Here is a 26,498-nt window from a genome sequence, read left to right on the forward strand (position 1 = left end):
AATGTTACGGATTACTAACGAACAAATAAAATAGGCCAGTTGATGATACTGGCCCATATGACTCTATTTGTTTTTCTTTCCGACGCCCAAGTTTTCTTTCTGAGCGAGGGTAATCTTACCGAATCCTAATTTTCTGAAGTGATTATCGCGATAATTACGCATGGATTTGGTATCCGATATCGCTTCAATTTGCTGCTCCATCTTTAGATATTCTGAAATATCAATACCTTCCGCTTCAGCCACCGCTTCATGGATATTGCGGTGTTGTTGGTAAGAAAACGTAAGCGTTTTATCTTCGTTCTTGTAGGTATAAAGAATTGTACGAGCCATAAATGATTCCGAGTAAGTAAAACAAAAGGCCAGATGACTGGCCTTATACTTTGAAGGTTAGATTCTGCCTTGAAGTGGGATAATTGTCACGCTTTCTCCAACCTTAACTGTATCGACAGCAGGAGAAATTTCAATTAGGCAGTTTGCTTCACTCACAGAGCGAAGAATTCCCGAGCCTTGTTTACCTGTAGTTCTAACGGTGAGTTGACCACGAGAGTCAAGTTCGTATACACCACGACTGAATTCAGTACGCCCCTGGCGAGAGCGTAAGTTCTCTGTCGCAACAGCATGAACTTTAAGTGGCTGCCAATCGACTTCTCCTTGCATCTTACGTAATGCTGGCTCAACGAAGTTGATGAAGGAAACCATTACAGCGACGGGGTTACCCGGCAGACCGAAAAACGGTTTATTACTGATTTGGCCAAAAGCGAGTGGGCGGCCTGGACGCATGTTAATACGCCAAAAATCGATCTGCCCTAGCTTACCTAGTGCAAGTTTAATGTAGTCCGCATCACCGACTGAAACACCCCCTGAAGTCATCACTACATCAGCATTTTGCGAGGCTTCTTCGAGCGCTTGAATCATCAGTTCTTCGTTATCTTCGATAATGCCGTAGTCGAGAATCTCACAGCCAAGTGCTTGTAACATACCCATGATGGCAAAGCGGTTTGAATCGTAGATGGAATTTTCTTTTTGCTCGGTGCCCGGCGCCTGAACTTCATCGCCAGTAGAAAAAACCGCGACTTTCAATTTACGGAAAACCGTGCACTCACCAAAACCCAGTGACGCTAACATGCCCATTTCTGGAGCAGAAAGACGTTGACCTTGGTTAAAGACAGCAGCTCCTATCGCTAAGTCTTCACCTGCTTGGCGGACATTTTGTCCCACTTTGATATCGGCACTAAATGTGACGGTGTCACCTCTGTTCGTTGATTGTTCACGCATGATGACGGTATCAGCGCCTAGGGGAGTAGGAGCACCTGTCATGATCTTCACCGCTTGCCCTGGAAGTAGCGGCGCATTGTGTGCGTAACCCGCCATCACTTCACCCACGACTTGATACTCAGCAAGACCGATATCTTCGCCGCGGATAGCGTACCCATCCATAGCGGAGTTGGTATACTGAGGAACGTTAACAGGAGAGGTGATATCATCTGATAACACACGTCCTGACGCTTCGACCATCGTACACGTTTCTGTACCTTCGACACGGTTTACCATCGAAAGGATCTTTTCCTGACCTTGCGTTACCGACAGAAATGCCGGAGATAAGGTATCGCAGCAAGCGCCTTCAGATTTAGTCTCAACTGGGTTTGTTTGGCGAGCGACATAATCCACAACGAAGGCACTGATTGCATCAAGATCATTGATGTTCATTTGCGGTAGCGCTGAATCTGTCACTTCGCTATCGGCTGCAAGAGCAATGATGTTGTCGTCGCTAGGGTAGAGCCAAGGCTTGCCAACGACTTCTCTATGCAATTCAATTTTGGGAAAGGCAATATTTTTACAACCTTCAACCAGAATGACATCGAGCTTGTCTGTATCAAATCTTGTTAGCAGGTATTCAAATTCCGATTCTGCCTCTGGCGTTTCTGTCATCAAAGCAAAGCGATTGCGAGATGAAATCAGCATTTGTGAAGCGCCAGCTTTTCTTAGACGGTAGCTATCTTTGCCTTCTTTATCGACATCAAAATTATGGTGAGCATGCTTGAGCATACCAATGCGCAGGCCAGCTTCGGTAAGCTTTGGTAGTAATGCTTCTAAAAGGGTTGTTTTCCCGGTACCTGAATACGCGGCAAAACCTAAAATTGGGATAGGCAGTTGAAAATTCATTAATTAATCGTACCAAATTGTGCCAACTCTTCTGGCGTGTTCAAGTTGACAAAGCATTGAGGAGAGTCGCTAAAATCGACATATTTAGTATTACATTCGTTGTACAGTAAGATGATCTTACGATCGCCTCGCTCTAGGAATGCCGTTAATCTATCTAGCACAGATTTGTGGTAAAGGGTGAAAACTGGTTGCTGATGATTACCATCATGAGCAACTAGAATTTCTGTATCGCTTGTTACCGCATTACAAAAGCGCGCGACAAGATCGTGATTTATTTGTGGACTATCGCATGGCACAAAGCCAACCCACTCATTTTCAGCATACTGTAAGCCGGCGTGAATGCCTCCCATAGGGCCTGGGTAATTTTTAAATTGGTCAGCAAACACCTTTCCATATTGTTGGTATATTGATTGATTTCTATTGGCATTAATCAGAATCTGATCCGTTTGCTTGCTAAGGCGATCGATAACATGCTGGATTAAGGGTTTGTCGTTCAAAAGGATTAATCCTTTATCCTGTCCCCCCATTCGGCTAGCCTGGCCACCCGCGAGAACAACCCAGCAGGTTTGATGTGAATAAATCATTTTAGAAGTCTGTGACCCGAGTGATATTAATACTGAACTTTAACAAATCTAGTGTTTCAAACAAGCTGTTAACTGTGATTATCGCACCAGCATGAACAATGAGTTGGTAAGTTAGGTTTCATATATATTCATTTAAAAAGTTAATCGAATCGCATAACATCAAATGAAATCGTAAAAATAGGATAATTCTGTCATGAAGAAACAAGTGCTTGTAACACTGCCTTTGTTATTACTTGCTGTTAACGCTTCAGCTGCGAGTTCTATTAGCGGCCCTTATTTGGGGGCAGGGGTTGGGATCGTACAGTCAGCAACAACGGACAATTACCAAGATCTCGATGCAGATGGCCTAGGGTATAACGTTTATGGTGGTTACTATTTTAACCGTATCGTTGGTGTTGAAGTAAACTATAACGATTATGGCAATATGAAAGCCAAAGGCAAAAAGGCCATGAATCCTACGACGACTTCAGTGTCTGCCAATCTTGGTTACACATTTGATAACTCAATTCGCCCATTTGCATTGGTTGGTTTAAGTCGTGTTGACCTCAATGCGAACGAGAACGCGCTTCTAACGGACGATACTGGCGGCGGTTTCCACTTTGGTGTCGGCGTAGAATATTCGCCTGTTCCAAACTTGACTCTAAGAGCCATTTCTCAGGCTGATGGTGTTGCCCTGGACAATACTCCTAACCAAAACAATGTTAGCGAAGACGATGGCACTCTGGCATTCAGCTCCGTATCAGTTGGCGCATCCTATAAATTTTAGATGAGCGCCATCCTAGTTAGGGGGTTAGACAATAACTCCCTAATTGTGACGGAATTTTATATCCAACGAAGAATCTTTAAGACTAACAACGTTGTTTTCAATTGGTTCCATATTTGATAACTCTTTGAGTGTACATTCGTGTATTAACCACTGTTTATTGCATAGCTTAGTCAGTGCGTTTTGCTGGTGACTTGTGATCACAAGGCTAGAACCGTGCGCTAACAAATCTTTGGCCATCACAATCAAGCGTTCAATGGATTCCTGGTCTAATGAAGCGCTGGGTTCATCCATCAGTAAAATTGAGGGTTTAAGAATCCATGCTCGAGCCATAGCGACCCTTTGCTTTTCTCCCCCGGACAGAACGGAAATATGTTCATCCGCTAACGTTTCCAAACCCACCATGCGTAATGCTTTGATCACTCGAGATCGTCTATCTTTTGTCTCTTGCTTTTGATAGCGAATGCCGTAAACAACGTTCTCGTAAACCGTACCATCGAATAAATAAGGTGATTGATGCAGATAAATAACGTCTTTTCGACCACTGCACGGAAATAGACGATGTAGCCAAATGTCGTTTGGTGCGACGACATTGCCCGTTGTGGGTTTGATCAACCCTGATAAAATCTTAAGCAGAGTTGTTTTACCGACACCATTATCCCCTTTTAGATAGATAGCATCATTTGGCCCGATGGAAAGTGAAGGTATATGGAATAGCACGCGTTCTTTGAAACGCATAGAGAGTTGCTGTGCCGTTATTTTTATTGTCATACAGGGCCTAGCTCCTTAAGTAACCTTTACCACGCATACTGGTCAGAATGAAATTCAAAACCAGCGCAAGAGCAAGTAACACAATGCCGAGCGCAACACCTTGTGCAAATGCCCCTTTATGGCTCTCCATTGCGATTGCAGTTGGAATGTTACGAGTAATCCCCATGATGTTACCGCCTACCATAGTTGAACAACCAACTTCAGTAACAATACGAGAAAACGCGGCAATAGCAGCAGCGAGAAGAGGGAAGCGAGTTTCCCAAATCATGGTCGCTACAATGCGTGGAATAGATGCTCCAAGTGTTATTGATGTCTCAACAGCACGGCGATCGCTCGATTGCAATGCGCCATGCATCATCGAAACTAAAACGGGGAAGCCTATGAGCATTTGACCTACGATCATTGCCTTTTGCGTAAACAGCATCTGCCAGTCTCCAAGTGGGCCAGAGCGTGACAGCATCATGTACAGGAGAAGGCCGATAACGACTGTTGGTATCGCTTGCAAAGTGTTCACAAGTGATAGAAGTAACCATTTACCTGTAAAGTTGGTGTATGCGAGCACAAACGACAACAGAATCGCTGGAAACAAAACAATCGATATTGCAGATAGTGACACGCTAAAGGAGACCGCAACGATCTCCCATAGCTCAGTATCAAAACTCACTAGTAGAGTGAGCGCATCTAAGGTGGTTTGCCATAGGCTCATAGAGAGTTATTTCTCGTTAGCATTTGCGACAAACAACTGTTTGCCCTGCAACTTGAACTTATTGATCAGGTCTTGACCGCGAGGATTAACCAACCAATCGCTGAACTCTTTTGCACCTTGGTAGTTGATGCTTGGGTAACGCTCAGGGTTCACTAGGATAACTTGGTATGGGTTAAACAACTGCTTGTCACCTTGGAACAAGATCTCTAGATCAAGCTTGTTCTTGTATGCTAGCCATGTACCACGGTCAGTCAGGGTGTAGCCTTGCATTTCGTTCGCCATGTTTAGCGTAGGCCCCATACCTTGACCTACGCTGCGGTATCCACCGAAGTTAGGTTCAATTTTGGTTTGTTCCCAAATGCCTTTTTCTTTCTTATGTGTTCCAGAATCATCGCCACGAGACACAAAAGTTACATTACTGTTTGCGATACTCTTAAATACATGAGTAACGTCTTTCTGAGCACTGACTTTCGCTGGATCATCATGTGGCCCAACGATCACAAAGTCGTTATACATCAGTTTTCTTGGCAGAACGCCGTAGCCTTTTTCAACAAAGTTAGCTTCTGCTTTTGGCGCGTGTGTCATCACAAGATCCACATCGCCATTTTGTCCCATCTTAAGGGATTTGCCTGTACCAGCGGCGATAACATCCACCTTATAGCCCGTGTCTTTTTCAAATTTAGGTAGAAGATAGTCCAGAAGGCCTGAGTGGTAAGTACTGGTTGTAGTCGCGAGTCGGACGTGAGTATTGTCGCCTGCTGCTGATGCGGAATAACTAACTAAGGCCAAAGACGCTGTCGCGAGAGTAAAAGTGATTGCTTTCATGTTGTTTTTATCCGTTTTTAATTGATTTCGGTTTTTAATCTGAAATGTGTAAAACCAATTCCGCAGTTTTCGTTATAAACTGGAACGCATATAAAGCAATCTTAATGCCAAAACTTTGTGACCATTTTCAAGCTTAATTTCAATGACTTAGCATGCTAAAATTTGATCCGGGACAAAATGTCTCACATTCAAACAGTTGTTGCCGAATAAACTTGGTACACTCTGTCCCAATAACCTCATGAATAAGTATAAAACTATGCCTGTGTCACTTGACCCACTTAAAGCATCTCAATACCAAGCTTTCTCTGTTCTTGTTGTAGACGATGAAATCGGTATGCAGACCATTTTGAACAAAGCATTGAGCAAATGGTTTGCGAAAGTCGATTGTGCAGGGAGTATAGAAGCAGCTGAAGCGCTTCGTCTTACCAACCACTATGACCTGATCGTTTTAGATATTAACCTTCCTGGTCGTTCTGGGATTGAGTGGGAGGAAGTGTTCAACGATCAGGATAAGAAAGCTGATGTGATTTTCATGACTGGCTACGCCGATCTTGAAACGGCCATTTCTGCCTTAAAGTTGGGTGCTTCTGACTTCATTCTAAAACCGTTCAATCTAGACCAGATGTTACAAGCGGTACAACGCTGTATGGATAAGCGCTTGGAGCAAAGACATCAGCTTGCACTTAAGCATGAATTTAAACGTCATATCAAAACGGAAATTGTCGGTGGGTCTGAAAAAACAAAGCAGCTCAAGCAGTTAATCACTCAATTTGCACCTTCTAGAGCGTCTGTGTTAGTTGAAGGTGAGTCGGGGACAGGTAAAGAGTTGGTTGCTCGCGGTGTGCATGAAGCAAGCGGAAGAAGTGGTCCATTTGTTCCAATTAACTGTGGGGCCATTGCACCAGAGCTTTTAGAAAGCGAGTTGTTTGGCCACACGGCAGGCGCATTTACCGGCGCGAAGAAAAGTCGCGAAGGGCTGTTCAGAGTTGCGAGTGGCGGCACCTTGTTCCTCGATGAGGTTGGTGAAATGCCCTTAACCATGCAGTCCGCACTACTACGAGTATTGGAGCAGCGTACAATTAGACCTGTCGGCAGCGAGAAAGAAGTCACGGTCGATGTGCGTGTCGTCGCGGCAACCAACCGCAATCTTCAAGAAGAAGTAAATAAGGGTACCTTTAGGTCGGATCTCTATTACCGATTAAACGTGTTGAAGATTGATGTTGCCCCACTTAAAGAGCGTAAGGCCGACCTTATTGAGTTGGTTCCATTCTTTACCCAAATGCTGATTGCAGAGCTTGGCATGCCGGATCCTAAGTGGGCTCATGAAGATATTCATGCAATGAACGACTATGACTGGCCGGGTAATATTCGTGAACTTAAAAACCTCATTGAGCGTTGTATTTTACTGGGCAAACCACCAGCTCATTACTGGCGTGAAGTAAATGGCGAGCACCTTAAGCCTTCGGTCACCATGACAGTATCGAGTGGCGCTGAACTTATTGAAATAAAGGATGGCGTAACCTGGTCTGGCTACCCAAACACTTGGGCATTGAAAGAGGTCGAAAGGGCGCACATCGAACAATTAGTCGATTTTCATGATGGCAATAAATCGGCCGCGGCCAGAGATTTAGGCGTTGCGCGAAAAACATTAGAGCGCAAATACAAAGAGTGGGACAGTGAAGGAACAAGCTATGCCGACTAGTACGACGTTGTGGGGGAAATGGCGATATCGATTTAAGACCATGGTTCGTTACCGACTTATGTTCCTAACGTCTGCGCCGATTTTTCTCACCCTTATTGCGTTAATTGGTATTACTGTTTACTGGTCGATTCATTACACATGGCAAAGTGCATTATTGGATGTTTCAGAGCGTCTCGGTGTTGCAGAAAACAGCATTGAGTTAATTCAAGAAAAGCAGGCAAATCATGTTAAAGCATTTGCTGATTCCTATGAATTCATCACCCATATCAGGGACACGAAAGCAGACGAAGCAGAGTTGCAACAATGGGTTGCCGAGAAGAGACATCGTTATAAGCTAGACTTCTTACGCTTTCACCGCGTAGATACGATAGAAAATAAGTTCCGCTTCTTAGATTTGACGCGCAAAGAGTCTTTCTTTGATGTACTTACCGACGATGAGCTTCAGGAGTTAAACCAAGATTTAACGATTCGTGCCCAAACCCCAATTCTAGATGGTAATAAAGTTGAAGGACGAGGTTTAGTCAGTCGTACCGTAATCCCCATCTACAATCAAACCAATGATCTGATTGGCTTTTTAGACGGTGGTTTATTACTCAATAACAGCACAGTACTGGTTGATACCATTCGTGACTTGATCTACCCATCAAAAGGAGACCGCTTGCGTCCAGTGGGCACACTAACAGTGTTCTTAGATGATCTTCGAGTGAGTACTAACGTTCCACTTAATAGTGAAGTCAGACAGGGCCGCGCTATTGGTACACGTGTTTCGCAAGAAGTTAAGCAAACGGTTTTGGTTGAAGGGCAAGAGTGGGTAAACCTAGCATTCGTCTATGACGCTTGGTACATCACCGCGTATAAGCCGCTTTACGATCAGTATAATAACGCCATTGGTATGCTTTATACCGGCTACCTTTTATGGCCTTTTGTTACCTCCTATATGACCAATATCGCTGAGGTGTCGATAACCACGCTTTTCTTACTGTTGATATCGAGTTTGTTGGTTTATCGTGGCTCTCGCGATCTATTCGCACCTATCGAACATATCCACCGCGTGGTGAAGATGATTCAACTAGGTAAAGAGACGCGAATTGGTCCTCTAGGGTTAGATGAGAATCACGAACTTGCGATGTTGGCAAAGCAGTTCGATAACATGCTTGACCTACTTAAACAGCGTAAAAATGAGCTACAGAAAGCAGCTGAGGGTCTTGAATGCAAGGTTCAAGACCGAACCGCGAGCTTAAAAGAGAAAACCGAAGAACTTGAGCTGCATATCCAATTATTAAATCAGACCAGAGATAAACTGGTTATCAGTGAAAAGCTCGCGGCGCTAGGTGAATTAACCGCGGGCATTGCACATGAGATCAACAACCCTACAGCGGTGATCCTTGGTAACGTAGAGTTGATTCAATTTGAGCTGGGCGATGATTCAAAAAGAGTGGCAGAAGAAATTGAAACGATTCATGCTCAGATTGACCGTATTCGAAACATCACCCGAAGCTTACTCCAATACAGTCGTCAAGGCGGCGTACAAGATGAGATCACTTGGCAACACGTTAATCCAATTATTGAGGAAAGCGTGACGTTAGTGAAAACCGGCATGAAGAAGCGTGACATAAGCTTTGAAACCCAGTTAAACGCACATACTAGTGTTGAGGTCAATCGCCACCAATTGTTGCAGATACTCGTTAATCTGCAAATGAATGGTATCCATGCAATGCAAGGTAAAGGTCGATTGCTTATTTCAAGCGAAGATTGGATTGAAGAAGGTAAGACCCAAGGTGCGATCATCCATGTTCAAGATGAAGGGTGCGGGATTAAAGAAGAAAACCTTAAGCGTATCTTCTCTCCGTTTTATACCACTAAGCGAGAAGGTACCGGGCTTGGACTCTCTGTTTCGCAAAGTATCTTGAGTCAATCAGGAGGAGAACTGAAGGTCTCCTCACAGTGGGGTAAAGGAAGTGTATTTAGCATTTATCTGCCGGAGCGCACTGAGAAAGCTCTTAAGGTAATGAACCTTTAAGCTAAGAATAGGAAAACAAAAAAGCGGCCACAGAAATGGCCGCTTTTTGTTTTTGACATTTTAGTGGGTGTGTAGCGCGATCTTAGGCGGGCTAATATTATGTTTCTTAAACTCTTTCATAACCCTTAGTGTAATGTCCGTTTCAAACAACTTCTCATAGGCTGTGTCAACCACATAAGCCTTACACATTAACTGAATTGCCAGGTAGTTATCAGTAATAGTCTGTTTAACCAACACAGTTACAGGCTTAGGTAAGTGAATATAGCGACTCGATGACGCTGCCTCTTGGATTAAGTCACGTGCAAGGGTGATGTCTTCATCCATTCCTACGTAAAACGGTATAACGACCTGCATATCAAGCGCACCATAGTTACCACTGACTGTAACTTCACTTAAGAACTTGTTGTTCGGAATAGTGATGATGTCATCGTTCAACGTACGCATACGAACTGAGCGCAAGCCGATAGTGATAATGTCACCGTAGTTACCTTCAAACGTGACGCGGTCACCAACCTGGAACGGTCGATCAACCATTACAGTCATACCAGCGATGAAGGATGCCGCTAGGTCTTTTAAAGCGAAACCTACTGATACGGCAAGCGTACCGCCAATCAAAGCTAATATTTGATCGTTGATGCGGAAACTCATCATAAATACCAGAATACCGGCACTCATGTAGATGAAGAACTGCATAAACGATTGCAGCTTTTGCAGTAGCATTCGATACTGAGCGAACTGACTACCAATGCTCTCAACCAGAGAGTTGATAAACTTGAGCAGCAGCCAAGTCGCCGCGATCACCAAGAAGGAGAAAAACACGCCGCTCCAACGAATCAAACTAGCGATTTGAGTAATGTTATCGACATTGGCTATCTCTTCCGTGGCAAGGGCAGGAAGGGCAATAAATGATGACAAAATTACGAGTAGCAAACGAATCATATTATTTCACCAGTAAGTGTTGACGGTCGAGTACATTAGTAATGTGGCGGAACCAATGGTCAGAGATACGAGCTTTATCTTCAGACCACTCGATATAACCCCGGCTTTGGAAGTATCTTAACGTTCCAGTAATTTCCGCTATGGTGAGCTGAGTACATTCTGATAGTACTTCCGGTGAAGCAATCTCCAACTGAACAATCGAGCGTAAAACCGCTAGCATTGGTTTGGGCATTTTTTCAAGTTCTTGTGACTCAGGTGCTTTAAACAAACGCACGTAAACTTGTTCAGTTTCCTTATCTTTATTGAGTGAGAAACGGAAAAAGCGTAACGCAACGGTAGGGTTACCATCAGAGTAATGCCAAAGAATACGGCAGAAGCCTTGTTTTGCACGCTCTTCTTCGGTGCACTCTTCTTGGTCCCATTGCTTCGGTACCATTAAGCCCTCAAACGAGATGCGATAGTCGTCTGTTTGATTGATGCGTGTGTCGAGCAGTTGGCCAACTTGTTTTTCAGTCCAGCGAGGTAAGAAGCTAACTAAATCAAACAATAGGCGTTCACCACGAGCACGATCGACAAAACGCCAGCTCGCTTTCTCAATACCAAACACAACGCGATGATTCTTCCGTGAGCGGCGCAGTAAGTTGGTAATACGGATAAGCTCGGCCAATCCACCGACCATCGGCTTAACCAGTCGCTGAGCATTATCAATCGCGATGAGGTAAGTGGTGTCACTTTTACGCAAATGAGCCAAGATTTGGATTTCAGTGGCATCTTCTTCTAGACCGATACTTACCGCAAGGTGAACCAATAGCTCTTTATAACCTGCATAAGGACAGTTCAAATAAATTGGCTCAGCATTCTTCACTCGGTTAAGCAAAGAACGTAGGGCCGTTGTTGTGCCAGCGCCACGTTCACCAGAAAGAACACAAACTGCTGGGCTGTCTGTTAGCAGGTATTGAGATAGTTGTTTGATCTCATCGGTGGCGTAATCAATCAGTTCACTGTCTGTATTGCCAGGAAGAATATACTTAAATGTCGCATCACCGCGGACTCGAACCAGCTTTTCTTGATTGTTGTGGCTATTGGTCTGTTTGGCAACTTCAATTCTAAACAGGTACGCTAGCGCTTGGCTAAAGAAGCTAAAGCTAGAAAGCGCTGCGACGATTTTATGCTTCAGAACATGTATCGTCAGCCAGGCGATAGTGATAGCCGTAGCAACGATATTTAAAAGGAATGTATCTTTACGGCTGATTGACCATTGAACCCAAACAGGGCGCTCAGGTATATGCGCAGCGGTTTCAAACACTTTTGTACGCCAAAGACGCAGTACTGAAACAGTAACCAATATAAACCAAAAGAACAGAGCGCTGTATATCCAGTAATAGATGGTGCCTTTGCCAAGGGTACGCATTGAGATTTGCAAGATAACGCCTGCGACAATAATGCTCCATACGTAACGACGGATGGTTGAAAGTCGCAAAGCAACGACTTCAGGGCTGGTAGTGCGGCTGTGGCGATAGGTCAGCTCAAGAATAAAACTTACTGCAATCGACCCCCCGAGAATCCACCAGGTAAAGATCTCTAGGAATATCAAATGTTGAAGACTTGGGATACCTGACAGCACGCGCAATGAAAGCGTAATGCCGATTAGCCAAGCAATAGCACGGTTGGCACTACTAATGTACCAAACGATACGGACCCAGAAGCGCGGCTTATTGGTGTTTTCAACAAATGACGATTTAAATAGCGCGATTAGGCGACGATTGTTAGCTAACCACCAAGCCAAGACAAAATAGATGAACAAGACTTTCAACGCCGCCCAGATAACGGGCACAGGCGAAATCAGAAGGTCGTTAATCAAAGACTTAAAGCTACGAAGCTGGAAATGGAACAGGTATTCGCCATTTAGCTTAGTTAGCTGTAGTTCGCGCTTAAATTGAGTCACACCATACGGACCAAAGCCCGTTAGTTTTTCGCGTATCGCATTGTCGGCTAGCTCAAGTAGGCGCTGCTTACTTTGGGCCAAGCTATTTAATGTCAGATAACTTGACTCCATTTCAAACCAAGTTTTATCGTCGCCGGATTTACGGTAAGAGGCTAAATATTCACCAAACGAAACGCGTTGTTTGTCTTGCTCTTGCAAAACTGCGTTTAACAACAGTGAAACCTTACGGTTATCCTTTGATGTCATAAATAAAGGATCAGGAATCTGGCTTACTTCATCTGCAATGTCACTGGCGACAGATTTAGCTTCTGGCACTGGCTGGAAGTCATAATCCCAGCTGGCATAAGAAAAACTAGAGATGAGTAGAGAAAAAATTACACATAAGCGTGTTATGGAACGCATAGAAATCTCTTAAATCTTATGAGGTTAGAGTTAGTTTAGCGACTTTCATACGAAAAGCGAACGATCGCTGGCAATATATAAGCGCACAGCCTAATAGTCTTACACATAAGAATCGTCAGTGTAGTGTCATGAATCTATCGGAAAACAATGCTTGAAGTTAGGCTCGGTAAACAGTAGTGTGGCGCGGTTTTTCATATTAAATAGGTAACGACATTGATTTCCACTAACAACATCACACAACAATTTGGTGCTAAGCCACTGTTTGAAAACATTTCAGTTAAGTTTGGTGAAGGTAACCGTTACGGCCTGATCGGTGCGAACGGCTGTGGTAAATCTACGTTCATGAAAATTCTAAGCGGTGAGCTAGAGCCAACGGGTGGTAACGTAAGTTACGATCCTAATGAACGTGTCGCTAAGCTAAATCAGGATCAGTTCGCTTACGAAGAGTTCACGGTAATCGATACGGTTATCATGGGCTACAAAGAGCTATGGAAAGTTAAGCAAGAGCGTGACCGAATCTACTCACTGCCTGAAATGAGTGAAGAAGAGGGAATGTTAGTTGCTGATCTCGAAGTTCAGTTTGCAGAAATGGACGGTTACATGGCTGATGCTAAAGCAGGAGAACTTCTTCTTGCTGTTGGTATCCCAGAAGAGCAGCACTACGGTCTAATGAGCGAAGTTGCACCTGGTTGGAAACTGCGTGTTCTACTTGCACAAGTACTATTTGCTGACCCACACATTATGCTGCTTGACGAACCAACCAACAACTTGGATATGGATACTATCCGCTGGTTGGAAGAAACGTTGAACCAACGCAATTGTACGATGATCATCATCTCGCACGACCGTCACTTTCTTAACTCAGTATGTACACACATGGCTGACTTAGACTACGGTGAGCTACGCGTGTACCACGGCAACTACGATGAGTACATGACAGCAGCGTCACAAGCGCGTGAACGTCTACTATCTGACAACGCTAAGAAGAAAGCACAAATCGCTGAACTGCAAACGTTCGTGGCGCGTTTCTCTGCAAACGCATCTAAAGCGAAACAAGCAACGTCTCGTGCCAAACAGATTGATAAAATCCAGCTTGATGAAGTTAAAGCGTCAAGCCGTCAAAACCCATTCATCCGTTTTGAACAATCTAAAGAACTGTTCCGTAATGCTCTTGTGGTCGAAAACCTAAGCCAAGGTTTTGAAGGCGATCTATTTAGCAACTTCGATGCTATCTTCGAAGTTGGTGAGCGTGTTGCAATCATCGGTGAGAACGGTGTGGGTAAGACGACATTACTAAACACTCTTGCAGGCGTCCTAGAGCCGCGCACAGGTGAATACAAGTGGTCAGAAAACTCAAATATTGGCTACTACGCTCAAGACCATGCACATGATTTTGAAGAAGACATGAACCTAATGGATTGGATGGGTCAATGGCGCCAAGAGGGTGACGACGAGCAAGTACTACGCAGCTTCCTAGGTCGTATGCTGTTCTCGCAAGATGACATCAAGAAGTCAGTGAAAGTACTGTCTGGTGGTGAGCAAGGCCGTATGCTCCTTGGTAAGATCCAAATGCACAAGCCAAACATGCTGCTAATGGATGAGCCAACCAACCACATGGATATGGAATCGATTGAGTCACTCAATAACGCACTTGAGCAATACAAAGGTACACTGTTCTTCGTTTCTCATGACCGTGTATTTGTAGACTCTCTAGCAACACGTATTCTAGAAATCAAAGATGGCCAGATTCACGACTTCCGCGGCACTTATGCAGAGTTCCTAAAAGCGCGTGGGATATAAAGCGCGCAGGATCGCAGTTGAATACACTGCAATCATTTGATATTAAAAGAGCCTCGTTATGAGGCTCTTATTTTAAGCTTGTTTAGTATTTAAACTGGGAAACAATATTGGCCAGTTTATGGCTGACGCCAGAGACTTGTTCGCTACATCTTACAGAGCCAGATACAACGTTATAGGTGTCACCAGCAAGGTGAGCGATTTGGGTGATGTTTCGGTCAATCTCGGCTGACACCATCGATTGCTCTTCAGACGCAGTTGCAATTTGAGTATTCATATCAAACATCTCACTAATTTGAGTACTGATGCTTTCTATTGCTGTAACAACATTCTTGGTATGAGCATTCGTCCCTTGCGCTTGCGCTAAACTGGTAGACATCATTGTTACTGCTTCGTTTACACCGTTAGTTAACGCCGTGACGGTTGACTCAATTTGATGCGTTGAAGTATTGGTCATTTGAGAGAGCTGTCTAACTTCATCGGCTACCACAGCAAATCCACGCCCACTCTCGCCTGCACGCGCTGCCTCTATCGCGGCATTAAGAGCGAGTAGGTTGGTTTGCTCGGCGATTCCTTGAATGGTCGCTACTACGTTGTGGATCTCTCTGCTTTGAACTTCAAGACGCTCAATTTGACTCTGTGACTTCTCTATCGACATGGATAGAGCGGAAATTTCATCTCTCGTAGAATGGGTAACATCTAAAGCGTTATTTGCCTCATTTTTCATTCGCTCAGCGTTTTGCGCCGCAGATTCAATGCTGGCGGTAATCTCGTTACTAGTCATAACCAACTCATTCACCGCGGTGGCAACAGATTCCGACTCTGCCTTCTGTTGTTCGGCATTACTCATACTCTTCGTCGCTGCTTGCTCAGAACTGCAAGAGCTTTCGCTTAGTACGTTCATCACTTGAGCGAGGTCTTTGATGTGCACGTGTAATTGACTAATGAAACTGTCGAAGGAGTTCGCAAGCTGAGCTAGTTCGTCACTGCCTTTGGCATTCATGCGCACGGTTAAGTCACCATCGCCAGAGGCGATATCACGCATTAATATGTTGATTGCCTTAATACGCTTAAGAATGCTTCTACCAATTAAAAACAGTAGTAACGAGAGCAGAGTGACCATAGTAAGGCCAATGATTTGTAGCTGTTGTTTAACGCTGTCAGTAGCGTTTGCCACTTCACGAACTATCTCACCTTGTAGGGTAGCGATTGACTCCTCTGTCTTATGGACATTATTACGTAACTTCCCGCGCATTCCTTCGTTTGGGGATAGGCCAAGTACAAGGTTGGCTTGTTTTAGCGCCTCTGCTTGTTGGCGGTAGGCTTGGAAATAATGACTAATCGTAGGGTGCTCTATCAAGTGCAGGGAGAAGTTCACCAAAGCATTTTTAAAAGTTTCTTGGTTGTCAGTCGTTGGTTCACTTAAGTAGCGATAGTCAGCTTCCATCAACTCAAATAAAGTGACTTTCAGTGGCAAGTTTTGTAACTCGATTGTTTTGGCCTTTAATTCACCGCGAGCAGCGGCTAATAAAGATACATAACTGTCGCTATTGCCTTCAATACGCTTAGTTTGCGCGACAAGAGCATGGAACTGTTGCTTGTATTGCAGCAATGTCTCGGCAATATCGTTAGTCGATTGAGCGAACTCTAGCTCATGTTTGGCGAGTTGAGTCGAAAGGGTGTTGAGCCTGTTTTCCAACTCATCAAATGTTTTATCAAAACGCTGAGGGTATTTGTCATCTTTGCGAGCAAGAAAGTCTTTTTCGTGCCGTCTAAGCATTAATAGGTCGATACCGCTGGATAGGTTATCTGACGACGCTTTTTCCAATGACTGTAGTCGTTGCAGACTGAGATGTTCGTAGTACCCGTAAGCACCAACAAAAAGTAGCAATGCAAGATTAATGAGAACCAGCTTAGTCCTTATCGATAAAGTAAAGCCATGCGTTTTTGTAGTGCTTGGATTTGCATCCATGAACACCTCCCTAGAAGCCAATGTCAACGTCGTAGTTGATGAGTGTGTCATTTGTATGAATGTTTGGTGACACATATAAAACTAATAGCAGGTGAATTAAGCATTGCAAGCAGTTGAATAAAAAAACGCACCGAGAGTGGTGCGTTTGGAATGAGGCATTGGGAGGGGGCTATTGATTCCCCTTAACATCGAATTCGATTTTTTCGGCGCCGGTAAATACTTGAAAGCGTAGGCCTTTGGCGCGTGCAATGGTAGTAATACCGAATTTCTCAGCGAGCTCTAAGCCCATTTGAGTCACCCCAGAACGAGACAGAAGCACAGGAATACCCATTTGCGCCACTTTGATCACCATCTCAGAAGTTAAGCGACCCGTGGTATAGAAAATCTTGTCGTCTCCATTTTGTTGGTTTAGCCACATTTCACCGGCCAGAGTATCAACCGCGTTGTGGCGGCCGACATCTTCGACAAACGAAAGTACTTCATTATCACGGCATACTGCGCAGCCATGAACCGCACCGGCTTTTTTATAGGTTTCGTTATAGTGGGTTAGCGCTTCAAGAGCGGAATAGATCTCAGATTGTTTGATCTGGATTTGCGGCACTTGGTAGTTTTCCAACTGTTTCATCACGTTGCCGTACATGGTGCCTTGTCCACAGCCAGAAGTGACCGTTTTCTTCTTAAGCGCAGATTCAACTTGTTGAGTGTCTTCTTTGGTAATAACGGCGGCTGAATGAGTTTCCCAGTCGATAATGACCGACTCTAAACAATCAGGATCTGAGATAAAGCTTTGGTTCTTCAAATAACCTAAAACCAGTGACTCAGGACGAGAGCCTAAAGTCATCAAGGTCACCACTTCTTTCCAGTTAAGCATCACGGTTAAAGGGCGTTCACAAGCGATCTGTTTGGTCAGCTTTTCTCCATATTCGTCGAAGACAACCACTTCGAGTGTCTGTAGAGGGTTTTCACTGGTTTTGATTATGTTTGGTTTAACCACGACGTATCCTATTCGATCTATCAGTATTATTTTTGCTACACGTTTCTTGCAAGGAACGTTCCTAATATGGGAAAGCTCTAAGTTTAACTATCTCTTGCCACAAAGTTGACGAACATGCACTAAGTTGAAATTAGGAAAGGCTTAGTGTTTGGGTACAAATATTGCTTTGTGATGTGAACTATTTGCGAGAACTCGATAAGCCAAAACAACTTAATATCAAATTTCAAGCTGGTGAACCATGTCGAAACAAGAAACTGTGAGCCTAAAACTACATAAATCTGAAGAACTTTGGTCCATTGATTGTCAATTAGTCTCTCATGAGATTGCGACAGGGTTATGGACTACAACTCAATGGCAATTGACGGGCTTTGAATTACAGCCTTTAGAGCAAAATGAATCGGTCGCGCTACTGCAATTACATCGAGATGAGCGAACTGACTATCGTTTCAACCTTAGCTCTGCTCAGCCTAAATTATTCTTAGTTCTAGACAATGTTGACAGTGATGAACAACCAAACATAGTAACGCTGACTGCATCACAAAGTGTTGCTGGTCAGTATATGGATGGTGATTACCTAGTGCTTTCTAACGAAATGCCTTTGGCTATTCAAGCTTGGATGGAAGCCTTTATTGGTCGCCACGGAGAGCTACTAGAACAGAGACGTAAAAAGAGAAAAGGTGCGGGGCGCGCAAGTGGCAACTAGTTTTTTAAGTCGTTGGTCGAAAAGAAAGCTTGAAGGCGATGAAGCTGAACAAACAAGTGAAAGCGTCGAGCCCACTGCGTCTACTAATGAAGTTGTAGAAAGCATTGAAGACTCTCCAACAGAAGATAAGGCTGCAACTGAAAGCCTTGAGACACAGGAGCCTGAAGGCAGTGTTGCAGCATTACTCGCGTCACAAGCAGAGTCAGCGGTTAAGAAGACGGCGTTACGAAAATTGTTTCTCTCTGGTGAATTTAGCGCGGTTGATGGCCTCAATGACTATGATCATGACTACAAAGCCGTTAAGAGTTTATCTACTGAAGTGGCGAGTAAGCTGCGTGACTGGATGAATGCTGACGAAGAAGAGCAAGAAGAGCAAGAAGAGCAGCTAATTGAAGAGTCCTTGGCTGAGAATGAGGGGGACGTTGTAGCTGAAATCGAACAGGCACCGATTACTAGCGATGATGCTAGTAATGATCAAGATGACCAAGTGGGACAAAATATACCACACAAAGAATAGGTACATTTTGACTAATCAATCAACTAGCGGGGTGGGACAATTTGTCTCACTCCGTTGTTTTGTCGCATAGAACTTTCAAAATTCCTACTAACATACTGATTTTATAAGCATAAAAAGTTGGTACAGCATTTGCTATTATTCGCCTAAGTGAATATTCCGTTTCTAACTGGAACTGAGCAATGCTAAAACAATTATTACAACAATCTGATTCTGTAAATGGTAAAGCTCGTCTTTACGCATTTGAGAATACCGTTGAGCTGACCAACCTCATCCCTCCAACCGTAAGCTACGAAAGTGGTGGTAATACGTTAATTGTTGGGCCTACTTCAATTATTGAAAGTGCAGCGCATCAATTAGATCAAATGAAAAGCATCACGCTGCTGTCTACGGATGGAGAGAAGGGCGAGCATAGCAATTTGTACTACGCGAGCTCGGTTCAGGTATCTGGGTTTCTAGGTGCATTCACCGTGATGACTGAGAACAATGGTGTAGAGAGCAATCTAGCGAAGGTTGCCCTGAATCATGACTGCTTCGATATTGTTTTAGACTTATGTCTTAACAGCTGCATGAACGAAGAAGTGCCTGTTCCTGGTTACTACCCAGTGGGCCGTGGATACCCAAAACTAGCAGAAGCCCTTGAAGAAATTCCGACCTTAATGGGCACGTTTGATAAACCAAAATTCTTCCGCCTTGATGCCGACTTATGTGCGCATAGCTCACGCGGTGTGAAAGGTTGTGATCGTTGTGTTGATGCGTGTCCGGCCGGCGCACTATCAAGTGAAGGCAACGCTAAAACAGGACATAGAATCGAGATCAATCCTTATCTATGTCAAGGCGTTGGTACCTGTGCAACGGCTTGTCCTACTGAAGCGATTCATTACGCACTCCCAAATCCACAAGATACGCAAAAGTTTATCGAGCGTACGCTAGCGAATTACGAAGCAGAAGGCGGCGTGAATCCTATCGTGCTGATCTGTAGCTCACGCCATGAGCAATACAATGTTATGGCACTTAAAGCTTTGCCTGATAACGTCATTCCACTTGTAGTAGAAGAACTTCCTTCGGTTGGGATTGACTCTTGGTTTGCTGCATTAGCGAATGGTGCTACGCAAGTTCTCTTTGCAGCAAGCCGATTTATGCCTCAAACCATCTTACGTGTACTCAATGGTGAGGTCGCAGTTGCTCAGGAATTGTTGACTCAATTGGGTATCGCAAAAGAAACCATCGATATTTTATACCTAGAATCGCTTCGTGAAGGTGTGCCTACGCTATGTACTGAGTCGTTTGATTTAGCGCTTGGCGATTTAGAAGGTAATAAGCGTCAACGTCTGTTCACGTCGCTTGATGCTCTGGCTCAGTCACGTATTCCAGTCGAAAACATTGTAGAGCTTCCGACCAATGCGCCATACGGAACGATTAACTGTGAAAGCAAAGATTGTACGTTATGTATGAGTTGTGTGGCGGTCTGTCCGACACGTGCTCTGCATACCGACGGGACTTCTCCTTCACTTCAGTTTATCGAGCAAGACTGTATTCAATGTGGCCTGTGTACTAAGGCTTGTCCGGAACAAGTTCTTAGCATGACACCACGCATGAACTGGGACAAAGCCAGCCGCCAACAAGCACAGGTTATACACCAAGAAAAAGCGGCAGAGTGCGTTCGTTGTCATAAGCCATTCGCTCCACAGTCTATGATCAATATGCTGCAAGATAAGTTACGCGGTCACTCTCATTTCACTGATGAATCGGCGTTAAATCGTATCGCCATGTGTGAAGACTGCCGCGTTGTTGACATGTTTGAGTCAATGGCTGAAGACCCAACGAAACAATTGAATTACTAAGGCGAACTATCAATGGACAATCAACAACAAACCATTCGCGCTGACATTTACTTGCTGCTTTCGACACTGTTTCGTCAGCAGCCAACCAATGAGTTGATCGCGTTTCTATCTGAACTAGAAACTGAACAGGGTGAAAGTGTAATGCAGCAAGCTTGGAATCAGCTTAAGCAAGCAGCTATTGACAGCCAGCCAGAACCACTTGCAGATGAATATCAAGAGCTCTTTATCGGCATTGGCCGTGGAGAAGCAGTGCCATTTGCCTCGTGGCACTTAACTGGTTCGTTAATGGAGAAGCCTCTTGCATCTATCCGTCATGACCTTGCGCTACTTGGTTTAGAACGTGAAGAGCAAGTTAAAGAACCAGAAGATCATTTTTCGGCGCTATGTGAAGTGATGTCGATTCTAACAGGAGAAGAAGAGGAGCTACAGCAGGTCTTCTTCAATAAACACCTTGGCACTTGGTTCGAATCTTTTACTAAGCAAGTGAAAAATGCAGGAAATGCAAACTTCTACCGCTCAGTCGCTGAACTGGCGCAAGCATTTATGACACTAGAGCAAGTACGTTTCAGTGCTAATAATGCAAGCAGTAAAAGCAAATTAAAAATTGATGTGAAAAATGTCACTGAGTATGAGCAGCCTCTGCAATAACGTCTCACGTCGATAGCAATACCTACTAAAAAGGGTAAGGAAGCAATAATGAAAGATAATAAAGAGTTAAATCAAAGCCGCAGGGATCTTCTCAAAGGCTTGGCGACCGCTGCAGCGGCTGGAGCCGTAGTCGCTGGAACAACAAAAGTGGCTAGCGCGTCAGAGTGTGTAGCACCGAAACAAGACGAAAAGAAAACGGGTTACCACGAAACACAACATATTCGTGATTACTACGAAACGCTATAGGAGCTAACCGATGAAATTAGTCAAACGCTCCGATAACGTGAGCAAAGAACAAAATCAATTAGGTGTTTCACGCCGCGCATTCATGAAAAACAGCTCGCTTGCTGCTGGTGGCGCTGTGGTTGGGGCCAGTCTTTTCGCACCGGGGATGATCAAAAAAGCGGAAGCTAAATCTATTGATCCAAGCGCGAAAACCGAGATTAAACGTACAATCTGTTCTCACTGCTCAGTGGGCTGTGGTATTTATGCAGAAGTACAAAACGGTGTTTGGACTGGTCAGGAACCTGCATTCGACCACCCATTCAATGCTGGTGGCCACTGTGCGAAAGGCGCAGCACTGCGTGAGCACGGTCATGGAGAACGCCGCCTAAAATACCCAATGAAGCTTGAAAACGGTAAGTGGAAGAAACTCTCTTGGGCTCAAGCGATCGAAGAGATTGGTGACAAAACGCTAGAGATTCGTAAAGAGTCTGGCCCAGACTCAATCTACTGGTTGGGCAGTGCAAAGCACAATAACGAACAAGCGTACATGTTCCGCAAAATGGCGTCACTATGGGGTACCAATAACGTTGACCACCAAGCGCGTATCTGTCACTCAACTACGGTTGCAGGTGTCGCAAACACTTGGGGCTACGGTGCGATGACGAACTCGTTCAATGACATGCACAACTGTAAGTCGATGCTGTTCATTGGTTCAAACCCTGCTGAAGCGCACCCAGTGGCGATGCAGCACATCCTAATCGCGAAAGAGAAGAACAACTGTAAGATCGTGGTTGCCGATCCTCGCCGTACTCGTACTGCTGCGAAATCGGATCACTATGTATCACTTCGCCCGGGTTCAGACGTTGCTTTCATCTGGGGTATTCTATGGCATGTCTTTGCTAACCAGTGGGAAGACAAAGAATTCATTCGCCAACGCGTATTCGGCATGGATGAAATTCGTGAAGAAGTCGCTAAGTGGAACCCAGCAGAAGTTGAACGCGTAACAGGTGTGACTGAAGCAGAAGTGTACCAAACAGCGAAGCTTCTTTCTGAAAATCGTCCAGGCTGTGTTGTTTGGTGTATGGGTGGTACTCAACACACCACAGGTAACAACAACACCCGTGCATACTGTGTACTTGAGCTAGCGCTAGGTAACATGGGTAAATCAGGCGGTGGTGCTAACATTTTCCGTGGCCACGATAACGTTCAAGGCGCAACTGACCTTGGCGTACTGTCTCATACACTTCCTGGTTACTACGGTCTTTCAGACGGTGCGTGGAAGCACTGGTCAAAAGTTTGGGATCTTGACCACGCGTGGGTTCAGAATCGCTTTGATCAAAACGAATACCGCGGTAAGAAACCAATGAACAACATGGGTATCCCTGTTTCTCGTTGGATTGATGGCGTATTAGAAAACAAAGACAACATCGAACAGAACGACAACATCCGCGCTATGTTCTACTGGGGTCACGCGGTGAACTCGCAGACTCGTGGTGTTGAGATGAAGAAGGCGATGCATAAGCTGGATATGATGGTTATTGTTGACCCATACCCAACTGTTGCAGCGGTAATGAATGATCGTACTGACGGCGTTTACCTTCTACCAGCAACAACTCAATTTGAAACTTACGGTAGTGTAACTGCGTCAAACCGCTCAATTCAGTGGCGTGACAAAGTTGTTGAGCCACTGTTTGAGTCTAAGCCTGACCATGAAATCATGTACCTTCTAACCAAGAAACTTGGCTTTGCAGATCAGCTATTCAAAAACGTTAAAGTTGAGAACAACCAACCACTAATCGAAGACATTACTCGCGAATTCAACAAAGGTATGTGGACGATCGGTTACACAGGTCAAAGCCCAGAGCGTCTAAAAGCTCACCAACAAAACTGGCATACGTTCCACAAAACGTCGCTAGAGGCAGAAGGCGGTGTTGCGCATGGTGAGACTTACGGTCTGCCTTGGCCATGTTGGGGGACGCCTGAGATGAAGCACCCTGGTACGCATATCCTTTACGATACATCTAAGCCTGTAGCGCTAGGTGGTGGTAACTTCCGTGCACGTTTCGGTGTGGAATTTGAAGGCGAAAGCATACTGGCTGAAGACAGCTATTCGAAGGGTTGTGAGATTGAAGATGGCTACCCAGAATTCAGTGATAAACTGCTGAAATCTCTAGGTTGGTGGGATGATCTCACGGCGGAAGAGAAAGCCGCGGCTGAAGGTAAGAACTGGAAAACTGACCTGTCTGGCGGTATCCAACGCGTCGCAATCAAACATGGTTGTATTCCTTTCGGTAATGCGAAAGCACGTGCTGTCGTATGGACATTCCCAGACCGAGTGCCACTTCACCGTGAACCGCTTTACACGCCTCGTCGAGATCTTGTAGCGGATTACCCAACGTGGGATGACAGTGAGTCTATCTACCGTCTACCAACCATGTATAAGTCAATCCAAGATAAAGATGTGTCGGCAGAATACCCAATTATCTTAACGTCTGGTCGTTTAGTTGAGTACGAAGGTGGTGGTGAAGAGACACGTTCTAACCCTTGGCTAGCGGAGCTTCAACAAGAGATGTTCGTTGAAGTAAACCCTAAAGATGCCAACGATCTTGGTTTCAAAGACGGCGATATGGTTTGGGTTGAAGGTGCAGAGAAAGGCCGTATTCACGTTAAAGCGATGGTGACACGCCGCGTGAAACCAGGGCTAGCGTTTATTCCGTTCCACTTTGGCGGCAAGTTCCAAGGCGAAGACCTTCGCGGCAAGTACCCAGAAGGGACAGACCCATACGTGATTGGTGAATCTGCCAACATTGCCACGACTTACGGTTATGACCCTGTCACACAAATGCAGGAAACCAAAGTCACCCTATGTAACATTCGTAAAGCTTAAGGAGTCAACAGATGGCTAGAATGAAATTCCTTTGTGACACTAAGCGCTGCATCGAATGTAACGGCTGTGTCACTGCATGTAAGAATGAAAACGATGATGCCCTAGAGTGGGGGATTCAACGTCGCCGTGTGGTAACCCTGAACGACGGTGAGCCTGGTGAAAACTCGATTTCTGTTGCTTGTATGCACTGTACGGACGCGCCATGTATGGCTGTTTGTCCTGCTGATTGTTTTGAACATACAGAAGATGGCATCGTACTTCACAATAAAGATCTTTGTATTGGTTGTGGTTACTGTCTGTTTGCTTGTCCGTTTGGCGCTCCTCAGTTCCCTAAACAAGAAGCGTTCGGTGAGCGTGGCAAGATGGATAAGTGTACCTTCTGTGCAGGTGGCCCTGAAACGGTGCCAGGTTCAGTAGAAGAGCGTCAGAAGTACGGTGCGAACCGTATTGCTGAAGGCAAACTACCAATGTGTGCTTCATTATGTTCGACAAAAGCACTTCTAGCGGGTGATGCAGAGAAAGTATCCGATATCTTCCGTCAGCGTGTTGTTGAGCGCGGTGCGAAAGGCGCGGGTTGGACAGACGGTAACGATCTGTCTTACGACGCAACGAAAAGCTAAGACTGGAGAGGTACATGTTTTCAATGTTTAAACGTGCATCTCTTGTGATGCTGTCTATGATGGCAGCATTACTGTTTGCTTTGTCGTTGCCTGCGCATGCTGAGCAAAAAGAGTCTGAAGTTGCACAACGTGAAATGACTCAATTGGCTGGTGCCGATTTTTGGCGTCAAGTTCGTGGTGGTGAAGTAGGCTACACAACATCTCAGTCCCCAGAGCATGGAATGCTGATTAGTACCCCGGGGCAAACCTGGTACATTCTGAAAGAAAAATGGATGTCTCCAGCGGGAGCTGTGGCAATTTTTGGCAGTATTGCCTTTGTGACGTTAATGTATATCGTCATTGGTCCACTAATGCTTAGTGCCCCTAGAACGGGTAAGAAGATCAAACGTTGGTCTCGACTTGATCGAGCACTCCACTGGAGCATGGCGTTTACCTTCTTAACATTAGCGTTTAGTGGCTTGATGTTGGTTTATGGTAAGCATTTCCTAAAGCCTTACATCCCGTCTGAGTTATGGGGATTCATCATCATGTTGGCGAAGCAGTACCATAACTACATTGGTCCAATTTTCTACGTGTTGCTCCTATGCGTGCTTGTAAAGTGGTGGCGTAAGTCGACCTTTAAGAAGGTTGATATCGCTTGGTTCATGAAACTTGGCGGCATGGTGGGTAAACACAAGGGGTCACACCCGTCGGCTGAGTTCTCTAACGCAGGTGAAAAAGCGCTATTTTGGCTACTCATCGTCGTTGGTACCGTAGTAGCACTCAGCGGATTAGTGTTAGATTTCCCTATTTTCGGTCAAACTCGCCGTCATATGGAGTTTTCTAACCTTGTTCACATGCTTGCAGCTCTGATCCTAATCTGTGGCTTTGTGTTCCATATCTATATCGGTTTGTTTGGTATGGAAGGCGCACTTGAAGGTATGGTTACCGGTGAGGTTGATGAGACTTGGGCGAAAGAGCACCATGATTTATGGTACCAAGAAGTGATGGACAAAGAGCGTGAAGAGCAGGGTATTGTTGCTGTCAAAGAAGTGAAAGGAGCGCAAACAAATGAGTAAGCCTAATAAAGGTATTTGGGTCGCGTATATTCTTAGCTTCTTTACACCATTCACTTGTTTGATCTCTGGTGTGGTTGCAATTATCTACGCTGGGTATCGATTGGATAAAGGTGAAGATGGCGAAATTATCGACTCACACTATTACGGTCTAATTCGTTCATTCTTCTTGAACCTAACTTACTTTGTCGTACTAATCATTACCGTCGCTACATCAAATGGTGTGTTGATAGGGCTTAACGATTATTGGTATAAGAGCCACATCATCGATAAGGTTGCTTATTATATCCCATACACTGGAATGGTGTTTGGTATAGTCGCGATCGTGTTCTGGTTATTGCGAATGGTCAGAGGTATGAAAAAGCTACAAGCCAATGAGCCATTCAGTTTTTCTAAAGGACCTAACCTTTAAGAAGATA

22 protein-coding genes and 1 pseudogene are annotated in these 26,498 nt (G+C 44.8%); 13 read left to right on the plus strand and 10 right to left on the minus strand.

The window, feature by feature from the left end:
- Positions 1-63: 63 nt before the first annotated feature.
- The 3 genes from ACU01J_RS11240 to mobA are packed head-to-tail and all read right to left on the minus strand — an operon-like array spanning position 64 to position 2,747.
- Positions 64-330: a DUF2960 domain-containing protein gene (locus ACU01J_RS11240; protein ID WP_053441289.1), complete on the minus strand. Its 267-nt coding sequence runs from the start codon at positions 328-330 to the stop codon at positions 64-66.
- A 57-nt stretch (positions 331-387) separates the two neighbouring features.
- Positions 388-2,163, minus strand: a complete 1,776-nt coding sequence (locus tag ACU01J_RS11245) for a bifunctional molybdopterin-guanine dinucleotide biosynthesis adaptor protein MobB/molybdopterin molybdotransferase MoeA (protein WP_481085797.1) — start codon at positions 2,161-2,163, stop codon at positions 388-390.
- On the minus strand, positions 2,163-2,747 hold the full coding sequence (mobA, locus tag ACU01J_RS11250; protein WP_481085798.1) for a molybdenum cofactor guanylyltransferase MobA: 585 nt from the start codon (positions 2,745-2,747) through the stop codon (positions 2,163-2,165). Before mobA ends, ACU01J_RS11245 begins: the two co-directional genes overlap by 1 nt.
- 193 nt (positions 2,748-2,940) lie before the next feature.
- On the opposite strand from mobA, the gene ACU01J_RS11255 reads away from it, so the two are divergent.
- The gene (locus tag ACU01J_RS11255; RefSeq protein ID WP_481085799.1) at positions 2,941-3,513 is read left to right on the plus strand and encodes a porin family protein; all 573 of its coding nucleotides are present in this window, start codon (positions 2,941-2,943) and stop codon (positions 3,511-3,513) included.
- A 120-nt stretch (positions 3,514-3,633) separates the two neighbouring features.
- Here the strand turns inward: ACU01J_RS11255 and ACU01J_RS11260 are convergent.
- The 3 genes and pseudogenes from ACU01J_RS11260 to ACU01J_RS11270 all read right to left on the minus strand — a co-directional run.
- A pseudogene (locus ACU01J_RS11260) lies at positions 3,634-4,281 on the minus strand (energy-coupling factor ABC transporter ATP-binding protein); the annotation flags it as partial.
- 7 nt (positions 4,282-4,288) lie between these two features.
- Entirely contained in the window at positions 4,289-4,987 is a 699-nt protein-coding gene (locus tag ACU01J_RS11265; RefSeq protein ID WP_481085800.1) for an ABC transporter permease, read from the minus strand.
- 6 nt (positions 4,988-4,993) lie between these two features.
- Positions 4,994-5,812 carry an ABC transporter substrate-binding protein gene (locus tag ACU01J_RS11270; RefSeq protein WP_481085801.1) on the minus strand — a complete coding sequence of 273 codons (819 nt, stop codon included), beginning with the start codon at positions 5,810-5,812 and terminating at the stop codon, positions 4,994-4,996.
- Between the two features lie 256 nt (positions 5,813-6,068).
- On the opposite strand from ACU01J_RS11270, the gene ACU01J_RS11275 reads away from it, so the two are divergent.
- Entirely contained in the window at positions 6,069-7,514 is a 1,446-nt protein-coding gene (locus ACU01J_RS11275) for a sigma-54-dependent transcriptional regulator (RefSeq protein ID WP_481085844.1), read from the plus strand.
- Positions 7,504-9,534, plus strand: a complete 2,031-nt coding sequence (locus ACU01J_RS11280; protein WP_481085802.1) for a sensor histidine kinase — start codon at positions 7,504-7,506, stop codon at positions 9,532-9,534. Before ACU01J_RS11275 ends, ACU01J_RS11280 begins: the two co-directional genes overlap by 11 nt.
- Before the next feature lie 60 nt (positions 9,535-9,594).
- Here ACU01J_RS11280 and ACU01J_RS11285 read toward each other — a convergent pair whose 3' ends face one another.
- Together ACU01J_RS11285 and ACU01J_RS11290 are read right to left on the minus strand one after the other, a co-directional pair.
- On the minus strand, positions 9,595-10,473 hold the full coding sequence (locus tag ACU01J_RS11285) for a mechanosensitive ion channel family protein (protein ID WP_481085803.1): 879 nt from the start codon (positions 10,471-10,473) through the stop codon (positions 9,595-9,597).
- A gap of 1 nt (position 10,474) precedes the next feature.
- Entirely contained in the window at positions 10,475-12,820 is a 2,346-nt protein-coding gene (locus ACU01J_RS11290; RefSeq protein ID WP_481085804.1) for an ATP-binding protein, read from the minus strand.
- A 213-nt stretch (positions 12,821-13,033) separates the two neighbouring features.
- Here ACU01J_RS11290 and ACU01J_RS11295 point away from each other — a divergent pair, with 213 nt between their 5' ends.
- Entirely contained in the window at positions 13,034-14,620 is a 1,587-nt protein-coding gene (locus ACU01J_RS11295; RefSeq protein WP_481085805.1) for an ABC-F family ATPase, read from the plus strand.
- 82 nt (positions 14,621-14,702) lie between these two features.
- Here the strand turns inward: ACU01J_RS11295 and ACU01J_RS11300 are convergent, their stop codons facing one another.
- Together ACU01J_RS11300 and fdhD are read right to left on the minus strand one after the other, a co-directional pair.
- Entirely contained in the window at positions 14,703-16,589 is a 1,887-nt protein-coding gene (locus ACU01J_RS11300) for a methyl-accepting chemotaxis protein (protein ID WP_481085806.1), read from the minus strand.
- Positions 16,590-16,758: 169 nt separating this feature from the next.
- The gene (gene fdhD / locus ACU01J_RS11305; protein WP_481085807.1) at positions 16,759-17,583 is read right to left on the minus strand and encodes a formate dehydrogenase accessory sulfurtransferase FdhD; all 825 of its coding nucleotides are present in this window, start codon (positions 17,581-17,583) and stop codon (positions 16,759-16,761) included.
- A 238-nt stretch (positions 17,584-17,821) separates the two neighbouring features.
- On the opposite strand from fdhD, the gene ACU01J_RS11310 reads away from it, so the two are divergent.
- From ACU01J_RS11310 to ACU01J_RS11350, 9 genes are all read left to right on the plus strand, one after another.
- A complete protein-coding gene (locus ACU01J_RS11310) occupies positions 17,822-18,286 on the plus strand; it encodes a DUF3305 domain-containing protein (RefSeq protein WP_481085808.1) in 465 nt (154 codons plus the stop codon).
- A complete protein-coding gene (locus tag ACU01J_RS11315) occupies positions 18,276-18,803 on the plus strand; it encodes a DUF3306 domain-containing protein (RefSeq protein WP_481085809.1) in 528 nt (175 codons plus the stop codon). The genes ACU01J_RS11310 and ACU01J_RS11315 overlap by 11 nt, the downstream gene beginning before the upstream one ends.
- Before the next feature lie 179 nt (positions 18,804-18,982).
- Positions 18,983-20,644, plus strand: coding sequence for a 4Fe-4S binding protein (locus ACU01J_RS11320; protein ID WP_481085810.1), 1,662 nt, complete (start codon positions 18,983-18,985; stop codon positions 20,642-20,644).
- A gap of 12 nt (positions 20,645-20,656) precedes the next feature.
- Complete coding sequence (locus ACU01J_RS11325; protein WP_481085811.1) at positions 20,657-21,292, plus strand: TorD/DmsD family molecular chaperone; 636 nt, start codon at positions 20,657-20,659, stop codon at positions 21,290-21,292.
- Positions 21,293-21,340: 48 nt separating this feature from the next.
- Positions 21,341-21,538: a twin-arginine translocation signal domain-containing protein gene (locus tag ACU01J_RS11330; RefSeq protein ID WP_481085812.1), complete on the plus strand. Its 198-nt coding sequence runs from the start codon at positions 21,341-21,343 to the stop codon at positions 21,536-21,538.
- 10 nt (positions 21,539-21,548) lie between these two features.
- Positions 21,549-24,404, plus strand: a complete 2,856-nt coding sequence (locus ACU01J_RS11335) for a formate dehydrogenase subunit alpha (protein WP_481085813.1) — start codon at positions 21,549-21,551, stop codon at positions 24,402-24,404.
- A gap of 11 nt (positions 24,405-24,415) precedes the next feature.
- Positions 24,416-25,024 (plus strand): formate dehydrogenase FDH3 subunit beta, encoded by a 609-nt coding sequence (fdh3B, locus tag ACU01J_RS11340; RefSeq protein ID WP_481085814.1) that lies wholly within the window; start codon positions 24,416-24,418, stop codon positions 25,022-25,024.
- A 14-nt stretch (positions 25,025-25,038) separates the two neighbouring features.
- Positions 25,039-26,082, plus strand: a complete 1,044-nt coding sequence (locus ACU01J_RS11345) for a formate dehydrogenase subunit gamma (RefSeq protein WP_481085815.1) — start codon at positions 25,039-25,041, stop codon at positions 26,080-26,082.
- A complete protein-coding gene (locus tag ACU01J_RS11350) occupies positions 26,075-26,491 on the plus strand; it encodes a hypothetical protein (protein WP_481085816.1) in 417 nt (138 codons plus the stop codon). Before ACU01J_RS11345 ends, ACU01J_RS11350 begins: the two co-directional genes overlap by 8 nt.
- The last annotated feature ends 7 nt before the right edge of the window (positions 26,492-26,498 follow it).

The sequence above is a fragment of the Vibrio sp. 2433-A1 genome (assembly GCF_056726085.1).